Raw genomic sequence first — 10,695 nt, 5'->3', positions numbered from 1 at the left:
CCCCAGCCATGGCTTAATCCAACGATGCGATCGCCGGCATTGCCATTGACTCTCAAGGTATTGCTGGTATCCGACAGATTGAGCACATCCGCTGCGGTTAACGTCAAGGTATTGTCACCGGTGCCAAACAAGCGAATGGTTTCGATGCCGCTGATCTTGCCGCTCATATCAGTCAGATTAAGATTCAAACCGCTGCCACCCAAAGCCAGCGTATCGTTGCCGATGCCGCCATCCACTGATTCAAAGTCAAGGTCGGATACCCGGATATAATCATTGCCTGCTTCACCCAGAAACTCATCCGCCCCGCCGCGGCCGATCATGCGATCATTGCCATCCCCCGCCTCAAAGCGTTCCGCTGCCGAGGTGCCGGTGAGAACATCATCCCCGGGCGTGCCGCGTATCACACCATTGTCAGTAAAGCTGTTTCTGCCAAATACCACGTAGCTAGAACCAGATTCGCCGCCATTCGGGCCAGCACCAGGAGCACCGATAATCAAATCATCAAAGCCATCACTGTTGACGTCTCCTGCACCGCTAACTGAAAAACCCGAAGAATCAAATTTCGCCCCATCCAGGCGGAAACCACTATTAGTGTCGAGATTAGATAAGTCAATTGCAGCACTGAAACCGGTAGCCTTGCCAAACACTACATAACTGGATCCGGAGGATGAACCATTCGAGTCAGCTCCAATGGCGCCAATAATTACATCATCAAAACCATCGCCATTCACGTCCCCTGCATTACTGATCGAAAAACCTAAATTATCACCTGCCGCCGCTCCATTCAGGCGAAAGCCGTTACTGCCGTCCAGGCTGGATAAATCGAACGTGGCACTGAAACCTGAGGCCTTGCCAAATATCACATAACTGAAGCCGCGCGGAAACGAGTACACGACACTATCCCTACCGCTGATAATTAGATCGTCAAACCCATCACCATTGACGTCCCCAGCGTTACTGACTGAAAAACCATAAAAATCACCTCCCCCGCCTCCCGGCAAACGGAAACCATTGCTCCCATCGAGACTGGATACGTCCAAGGTGGAAGCAAAACCTGAGGACTTACCAAATACCACGGCGCTACCCATCGGGTCAGTTCCATTGGCTCCACCGACAATCAGATCGTCAAGCCCATCACCATTGACGTCTCCCGCACTGCTGACCGATTGGCCCAACTGGTGAGATGCCACAGCTCCATCCAAGCGGAAGCCGTTGCTGCCATCGAGACTGGATAAGTCCAGCGTGGCACTAAAACCGGAAGCTTTGCCAAACACTACATAACTTGAGCCAGATCTGTCGCCGTTCGGGTCAGTCCCATAGGCACCGATAATCACATCGTCAAAACCATCGCCATTGACATCTCCAGCGCTGCTAATCGAACGGCCTGAATCATCATCCGCTGCCGCACCATCTAAGCGGAAGCCATTGCTGCCGTCTAGGCTGGACAGATTCAGTGCAGCATCAAAACCGGAGGCTTTACCAAACACCACATAGCTGGATCCGGACTCATTGCCGTTCGGATCAGCACCGGGAGCACCGATAATCACATCGTCAAAACCATCATTATTGACATCGCCAGCACTACTGACTGAAAAACCCGAAGAATCAAACAATGCCGTCCCATCCAGGCGGAACCCATTACTGCCGTCTAGGCTGGATAGATTCAATGCAGCATCAAAACCGGAAGCCTTGCCAAACACAACGTAACTGGAGCCAGAGCCAGGGTCGTTTGGCCTAGCACCGTACGCACCGACAATCACATCGTCAAAACCATCGCCGTTCACGTCCCCTGCATTACTGACTGAGTAGCCCGACCGATCATACGCCGCCACCCCATCCAAGCGAAAACCGTTAGTGCCATCGAGACTGGATAAATTAATCACTGTTGTAGCCATATCAAGAACTCCTTCAAAGAGATTTATCAAAAAGACTTACTTGAAAAGAAGTATCTACTGCATTGTTTGTACGATAATGTGTAGATGCTACGCGGGAAAAATCTTCTTGACAACCTGAGCGGTTTTGTGATGGATAGGGATGAGGCATCAATAACCTACATTTGTCATTCCGAACGCAGTGAGGAATCTTTGGAATCAACAAAACAGATTTCTCGGCTGCGCTCGAAATGACAATTCTTTTAAGCAAAATCCGTCGCTACATTCACACCAACCAGCAGCACTGCCGCATCATTGAAGTAAGTATGGAAGTCACCATGAATACCCCCATCTCCCCAGCCATGGCTTAATCCAACGATGCGGTCACCTTCATTGCCATTGACTATCAAGGTATTAGTGGTATCCGACAGATTGAGCACATCCGCTGCGGTTAACGTCAAGGTGTTGTCCCCCGTGCCAAACAGGCGAATGGTTTCGATGCCGCTGATCTTGCCAGCCATATCGGTCAGATTCAGATTCAAGCCGCTACCGCCCAAAGCCAGTATATCGTTGCCGATGCCGCCATCCACAGACTCAAAGTTCAGGTCGGATATCCGGATATAGTCATTGCCCGCTTCACCCAGAAACACATCCGCCCCGCCGCGGCCAATCATTCGATCATTACCATCCCCCGCCTCAAAGCGTTCCGCTTCTGATGTGCCAGTGAGGACATCGTCTCCGGGAGTGCCTCGTATTACACCCTCATCAGTAAAGCTGCTTCTGCCAAATACTACGTAGCTGGAGCCAGAGCCCCCGCCGTTCGGGTCAGCACCAGGAGCACCGATAATCACATCATCAAAACCATCGCTGTTGACATCTCCTGCACTACTGACTGAACGGCCTGAAAAATTATCCACCCCCTCGCCATCCAGACGGAAACCACTATTGCTATCTAAATCGGATAAATCAATGGTGGGAGCAAAACCGGAAGCCTTGCCAAACACTATATAACTGGAGCCAGAATAATCGCCGTTCGGGATAGCTCCAATGGCGCCCATAATTACATCATCAAAGCCGTCGCCGTTGACGTCTCCTGCATTGCTGACCGAAAAACCCAATCTTCTGTCAAACTCTGACACCCCATCCAGGCGAAAACCATTGCTGCCATCAAGATTAGATATGTCTAGCGCGGCATCAAAACCAGAAGCTTTGCCAAATATCACGTAACTGGAACCAGCGCTATAGCCGTTTGGACCAGCGCCAGGGGCACCGGCAATCAAATCATCAAATCCATCACCATTAACGTCACCTGCATTGCTGACTGAAACGCCAAACTCATCATACGCCGCCCCATCTAGGCGAAAACCATTGCTACCATCAAGGCTGGATAAGTTCAGCGTGGCATCAAAACCGGAAGCTTTACCAAATACTACATAACTGGTACCAATTCTAATACCGAACGCGCCAGCCTCTCTAGTACCGATAATCACATCATCAAAACCGTCGCCGTTGACATCTCCTGCATTGCTCACTGAATCGCCCGAGAAACTATAAGGCGCTTCCCCATCCAGGCGAAAACCGTTGCTGCCATCAAGATTAGATAAATCCAGCGTGGCATCAAAACCGGAAGCTTTGCCAAACACCACATAACTGGAACCAGAGAAATCACCGTTCGGATCAGCTCCATCAGCACCAATAATTAAATCAGCAAAGCCGTCGCCGTTGACGTCTCCTGCACTGCTGACCGAGCTGCCTGAGTTGTCATATCCTCCTCCAACGCCATCCAAGCGGAAACCGTTGCTGCCATCGAGGCTGGACAAGTTCATTTCAGCGTCAAAACCGGAAGCTTTACCAAACATAACGTAGCTGGAGCCAGAGTTTTCGCCGTTCGGGTCAGCACCGGGAGCACCGATAATCACATCATCAAAGCCATCACTGTTGACGTCTCCTGCACTACTGACTGAAAAACCCGAAGAATCATACCGCGCCACCCCATCCAGGCGAAAACCGCTGTTACCATCGAGGCTGGCTAAATCCAGCGTGGCATTAAAACCGGCAGCCTTGCCAAATACTACATAACTGGAACCAGAGTCATAGCCGTTCGGCTCAGCTCCAAAGGCACCGACAATCACATCATCAAAACCGTCGCCATTGAAATCTCCGGCACTGCTAACTGAATATCCTGCAAAATCAATTGTTTCTGTCCCATCCAGGCGAAAACCGTTAGTGCCATTGAGACTGGATAAATTAAAAACTGTTGTAGCCATATCAAGAACTCCTTCAAAAAAAGATTTATCAAAAAACTCAATTGAAAGAAAACCTTATTGCATTATTTAAATATAGCGAGATAAATACTACCTAGGAAAAATCCTACTAACAACCTGAGCGGTTTTGTGATGGATAGGGACGAAGCCTCAATAACCTACATTTGTCATTCCGAACGCAGTGAGGAATCTGTGGAGTCAACAACACGATTTCTCGGCTACGCTCGAAATGACAGTTCTTTAAACAAAATCCGTCATCACATTCACACCCACCAGCAGCACTGCCGCATCATTGAAGTAAGTATGAAAATCACCATGAACACCACCATCTCCCCAGCCATGGCTTAATCCAACAATGCGATCGCCCTCATTGCCGTTGACTCTCAAGGTATCAGTGGTATCCGATAGGTTCAGCACATCCGCTGCGGTTAACGTCAAGGTGTTGTCACCGGTACCAAACAAATTGATGGTTTCTATGTCCCTGATCTTGCCGCTCATATCGGTCAGATTAAGATTCAAATCGCTGCCGCCCAAAGCCAGGACATCGTTGCCGATGCCGCCATCCACTGATTCGAAATTTAGGTCGGGTACCCGGATATAGTCATTGCCCGCTTCCCCCAGAAACTCATCCGCCCCGCCACGGCCGAGCATGGTATCGTTGCCATCACCAGCCTCAAAGATGTCTGCCGCCGAAGTGCCCTTGAGAATGTCATCTCCAGGAGTGCCCTGTATGACATTACCACCGCCAAAGTCGCTACGGCCAAACACCACGTAACTGGAACCAGAATAATTTCCGTTCGGATCAGCTCTAGAGGCGCCAACAATTAAATCATCAAAACCATCGCCGTTGACGTCTCCTGCACTGCTGACCGAAGTGCCCGATAAATCACCCGCCACCTCCCCATCCAGGCGGAAACCGCTATTGCTGTCGAGATTGGATAAATCAATGGTGGCACCAAAACCTGTGTTCTTACCAAACACTACGTAACTGGAACCGGAAAAATTGCCGTTCGCGTTGCTAGCTAAGGAAGCACCGACAATCAAATCATCAAAACCATCGCTATTGACGTCCCCCGCGCTACTGACCGATCCGCCTGATTCATCATACGCCGCCATGCCATCCAGACGAAAACCGTTGTTGCCGTCAAGGCTGGATAAATCCATATCAGCAGAAAAGCCGGATGCCTTGCCAAACACCACATAGCTGGAGCCGGAGCTGTCGCCGTTCGGATCAGCGTCGGAAGCACCGACAATCACATCATCAAATCCATCACCGTTGACGTCCCCGGCATTACTAACCGACTGACCCAAATAATCATACGCCGCCTCCCCATCGAGGCGAAAACCATTGTTGCCATCGAGGCTGGATAAATCAATGGTGGCATCAAAACCAGAGTTCTTACCAAATACCACGTAACTGGAACCGGAGCCAGAACCGTTCGGGTCAGCCCCGAGGGCACCGACAATTAAATCATCAAAACCGTCGCCATTGACATCCCCTGCGCTGCTGACTGAAAAACCCGATCCATCATACTGCGCTACCCCATCCAGGCGAAAACCATTGCTGCCATCGAGGCTGGATAAATCCAGCGTAGCATCAAAGCCGGAAGCCTTACCAAACACTACATAACTGGAGCCGGAGACACTACCGTTTGGGTCAGCAAAGCGAGCACCGATAATTAGGTCAGCAAAGCCGTCGCCGTTGACGTCCCCCGCACTACTGACTGAAAAACCCGAAGAATCATACTCCGACGCTCCATCCAGGCGAAAACCATTGCTGCCATCCAAGCCGGATAAATCCTGCGTGGCATCAAAACCGGAAGCCTTGCCAAACACCACGTAGCTGGAGCCGTAGTCAATACCGATCTGATCAGCTCCAAAAGCACCGACAATGACATCATCAAAACCGTCGCCGTTGATATCCCCGGCATTGCTAACCGAATAGCCTGAATGATCACCCGCCGCCTCACCATCGAGGCGGAAGCCGTTGTTGCCATCGAGGCTGAATAAATCAATGGTGGCAGAAAAACCGGAAGCCTTGCCAAATACCACGTAACTGGAACCAGATCTATCGCCATTCGGATCAGCTCCAAAGGCACCGACAATGACATCATCAAAACCGTCTCCATTAACATCTCCTGCATTGCTGACCGATTGGCCCGAAAAATCACTCGCCGCTACGCCATCGAGGCGAAAACCGTTACTGCCATCGAGACTGGATAAATTAATTACTGTGGTAGCCATATCAAGAACTCCTTCAAAGAGATTTATCAAAAATACTTACTTGAAAGAAAACCTTATTGCGTTATCAATAACTAAGTGGATACTACGCCGGAAAAATCCTACTGACAATCTGAGCGGCTTTGTAATGGATAGGGATGGGCTTCAATAACCTACATTTGTCATTCCGAACGCAGTGAGGAATCTTTGGGAACAGCAACACAGCTTTCTCGGCTGCGCTCGAAATGACAGTTTTTTTAAGCAAAATCCGTCGTCACATTCACACCCACCAGCAGCACTGCCGCATCATTAAAGAAGGTATGAAAATCACCATGAATACCCCCATCTCCCCAGCCATGGCTTAATCCGACGATGCGATCGCCGGCATTACCATTGACTCTCAAGGTATTAGTAGTATCCGATAGATTCAGCACATCCGCTGCCGTTAACGTCAAGGTATTGTCTCCGGTGCCAAACAGGCGAATGGTTTCGATGCCGCTGATCTTGCCGCTCATATCGGTCAGATTCAGATTCAGATTGCTGCCGCCCAAAGCCAGTATATCGTTGCCGATGCCGCCATCAACTAAACGGAAATCAAGATCGGATACCCGGATATAGTCATCACCTGCTTCACCCAGAAACTCATCCGCCCCGCCGCGGCCGATCATTCGATCATTGCCGTCACCTGCCTCGAAGCGTTCCGCTTCTGGGGTGCCCGTGAGGACATCATCGCCGGGCGTACCCCGTATCACACCATCATCAGTAAAGCTGCTTCTGCCAAACACCACGTAGCTGGAGCCGGAGAATTCACCATTCGGGTCAGCATGAGGAGAACCGATAAGCAAATCATCAAAGCCATCATTATTGACATCGCCGGCGCTGCTAACTGACCAACCCAGAGTATCAAATTCTGCCACTCCATCTAAGCGAAAGCCGTTGCTGCCATCCAGGCTGGACAGATTCAGTGCAGCATCAAAATCCGAAGCGCGCCCAAACACCACATAACTGGAGCCAGAATCAAAGCCGTTCGGGTCAGCATTGGGAGCGCCGATAATCACATCATCAAAACCGTCGCCGTTGACATCCCCTGCATTACTGACTGAGTTGCTCGAATGATCACCCGACGCCTCACCATCGAGGCGAAAACCGTTGTTGCCATCCAGGCTGGACAAATCCAGCGTAGCAGCAAAACCGGAAGCCTTGCCAAACACCACGTAGCTGGAACCGGCGATTAAATCGCCGTTCAGGTCAGCATTGGGAGCACCCACAATCAAATCATCAAAACCGTCGTCGTTGATGTCTCCTGCACTACTCACTGATCTGCCCGAATGATCATACGCCGCCCCATCCAGTCTAAAACCATTAGTTCCATCAAGACTGGATAAACTCATCGCAGCATCAAACCCCAAAGCCTTGCCAAACACCACGTAGCTGGAGCCTGAGTAATTACCGTTCGGGTCAGCACCAGAAGCACCGATAATCAAATCATCAAAACCATCCCCATTGACGTCCCCCGCATTGCTGACTGAATACCCAGAATTATCAGATCTCGATGCCCCATCCAGACGGAAACCATTACTGCCATCAAGGCTGGATAAATCCAACGTGGCATTAAAACCTGAATCGCGCCCAAACACCACATAACAGGATCCTGAACGATCGTCATTCGGATCAGCATAAGGTGCGCCCACAATCAAATCATCAAAACCGTCGCCGTTAACATCTCCCGCGTCACTGACCGAGAAGCCAGAAAGATCATATGCTCTCACCCCATCCAGACGGAAACCATTACTGCCATCCAGGCTGGATAAATCCATCGCAGCATCAAAACCGGAAGCCTTGCCAAACACCACATAACTGGATCCGGAGTATTGGCCATTCGGGTCAGCACTGAGAGCACCCACAATCAAATCATCAAAACCATCGCCGTTAACGTCTCCTGCATTGCTGACTGATCGGCCTGAGGTATCATGCTCCGCTGCTCCATCCAGGCGGAACCCATTGCTGCCATCCAGGCTGGATAAATCCATCGCAACATCAAAACCGGCAGCCTTGCCAAACACCACATAACTGGATCCGGAGTATTGGCCCTTCGGGTCAGCGCCGAGAGCACCCACAATCAAATCATCAAAACCATCGCCGTTAACGTCTCCTGCATTGCTGACTGATAGACCTGAGGTATCATACTCCGCTGCTCCATCCAGGCGGAACCCATTGCTGCCATCGAGATCAGCCAAATTGATCACATTTGCTGCTAGCGGTACGTCTGCGCTTACATCCCTATCTACCCGCAGCATCGCTCCGCTATGCATAAAAATGCGATAATCGCCATCGATACCAGCATCTGTCCAACCGCCAGTGAGTGCTACGACACGATCACCCGAATTGCCATTCACGGTAAGAGTACCGCGAAAGTCCAAATCGGGCAGACTAAGCGTTAGCGTATTGTCTCCGCTACCGGTCAGATCAATCGTTTCAATGTCAATAATGGTATCGCGGAAGTTGGCCAGATCCAGGTTAAGGCCGCTCCCTGTTAATTTCAGTGTGTCGGTGTCAGTTCCGCCATCGACTAATTGAAAGTCGAGATCCGCTACCGCGATGGTATCGTCACCGGCACCGCCAGAAAACAAATCCGCCCCACCACGGCCGTCTATGCTATCGTTGCCATCCCCCGCCTCGAAGCGATCCGCTTCCGGGGTACCTATGAGGACATCATCCCCGGAAGTGCCCCGTATTACATCATCAGTAAATTCATTGCGGCCAAATACCACGTAGCTGGAGCCAGAGCTTTCGCCATTCGGGTCAGCACCAAAGGCACCAATAATCACATCATCAAAGCCATCATTATTGACGTCTCCTGCGCTGCTAACCGAATTGCCAGAAATATCTCCCGCCGCTACCCCATCCAGACGCAGTCCAGTGCTGTCGAGACTGGGCACGTCCAGTATGGCTGCAAAACCGGAAGCCTTGCCAAACACTATGTAACTGGAGCCAGATCTGTCGCCGTTCGGGCCAGCATTGCCTTCACCGATAATCAAATCGTCAAACCCATCACCGTTGATGTCCCCTGCACTATTGAACGCAATGTCATCATAAGGAGTCAGCCCTGCCTCCAAACGAAAACCATTATAGCCATCGAGTCTGGATAAATTCATCGCAGCGTCAAAACCGGAAGCTTTACCAAACACCACGTAACTGGTGTCGGGACCCGAACCGTACCGACTAGTTACCCTAGCACCCACAAGCACATCATCAAAACTATCGCCATTGACGTCGCCGGCACTGCGGACCGAACTGCCCGACTGATCACCCGCCCCATCCAGGCGAAAACCATTACTGCCATCGAGGCTGGACAGATCCATAGTGGCATTGAATCCAGAAGCCTTGCCAAACACCACGTAACTCGCACCGTCGGTGTAATAGCCGCCATCCTTATTGGCAAAACGGGCACCAACAATCACATCATCAAACCCATCACCGTTAACATCCCCCGCACTACTAACCGATCGGCCCGATTGCTCATATTCCGTCTCTCCATCCAGGCGAAAACCATTGCTGCCATCAAGACTGGATAAATCCAGCGTGGCACTAAAACCTGAAGCTTTACCAAACACCACGTAACTGGAACCGGATTTGGTGCCGTTATAGTCAGCATAACGTGCACCAACAATTACATCACCAAAACCGTCGCCGTTGACATCCCCGGCATTGCTGACTGATAGACCCGCAAAATCATACGTGGACTTCCACTCCAGACGGAAACCATTATTGCCATCGAGACTGGATTCGAGGCTGGATTGATCAATAGTAGCGCTAAAACCCGAAGCCTTGCCAAATACTATGTAATCGGTGTCTGAGCCATTGCCATACACATTGGCACTGACAATCAGATCATCAAAACCGTCGCCATTGACATCCCCTGCGCTGCTAACTGTAAAGCCCGCAAAATCATACGTGGACTTCCACTCCAGACGGAAACCATTACTGCCGTCCAGGCTGGACAGATTCATGGTGGCGTCAAAACCCGATGCCTTGCCAAACACTACATAATTAACGCTGGAGCTAGGGTCATCTGTTAAGGCATGGACAATCACATCGTCAAATCCATCGCCGTTGACGTCTCCGGCATTGCCGACTGAAAAGCCCGATAAATCCTCTGCCACTTCTCCATCGAGACGAAAACCGTTATTGCCATCGAGACTGGATAAATTAATTGTTGTTGCCATGATTAGAACTCCTTCAAAGAGATTTATCAAAAAACTTACTTGAAAGAAAACCTTATTGCGTTATTAATAACTGGATACTACGCCGGAAAAATCCTACTGACAACCTGAGCGGTT

At 50.4% G+C, this 10,695-nt stretch carries 4 protein-coding genes; all 4 read right to left on the bottom strand.

The features are described 5' to 3' along the window. Nucleotides 1-1,895, bottom strand: a 1,895-nt coding sequence (locus BM021_RS13760) for an integrin alpha (protein WP_090721586.1), incomplete at its 3' end; no start/stop codon positions are given. 239 nt (nucleotides 1,896-2,134) lie between these two features. Beyond that, nucleotides 2,135-4,138, bottom strand: coding sequence for a calcium-binding protein (locus BM021_RS13755; protein WP_090721585.1), 2,004 nt, complete (start codon nucleotides 4,136-4,138; stop codon nucleotides 2,135-2,137). 237 nt (nucleotides 4,139-4,375) lie between these two features. Then, nucleotides 4,376-6,379: a beta strand repeat-containing protein gene (locus BM021_RS13750; RefSeq protein ID WP_090721584.1), complete on the bottom strand. Its 2,004-nt coding sequence runs from the start codon at nucleotides 6,377-6,379 to the stop codon at nucleotides 4,376-4,378. A gap of 233 nt (nucleotides 6,380-6,612) precedes the next feature. Continuing rightward, on the bottom strand, nucleotides 6,613-10,581 hold the full coding sequence (locus BM021_RS13745) for a beta strand repeat-containing protein (RefSeq protein WP_090721583.1): 3,969 nt from the start codon (nucleotides 10,579-10,581) through the stop codon (nucleotides 6,613-6,615). Between the last annotated feature and the right edge of the window lie 114 nt (nucleotides 10,582-10,695).

Source organism: Nitrosomonas sp. Nm166, from assembly GCF_900112825.1.
GTDB lineage: Bacteria > Pseudomonadota > Gammaproteobacteria > Burkholderiales > Nitrosomonadaceae > Nitrosomonas.
The sequence above is the reverse complement of the archived record's forward strand: the minus strand, read 5'-3'. Positions and strand labels throughout refer to the sequence as shown.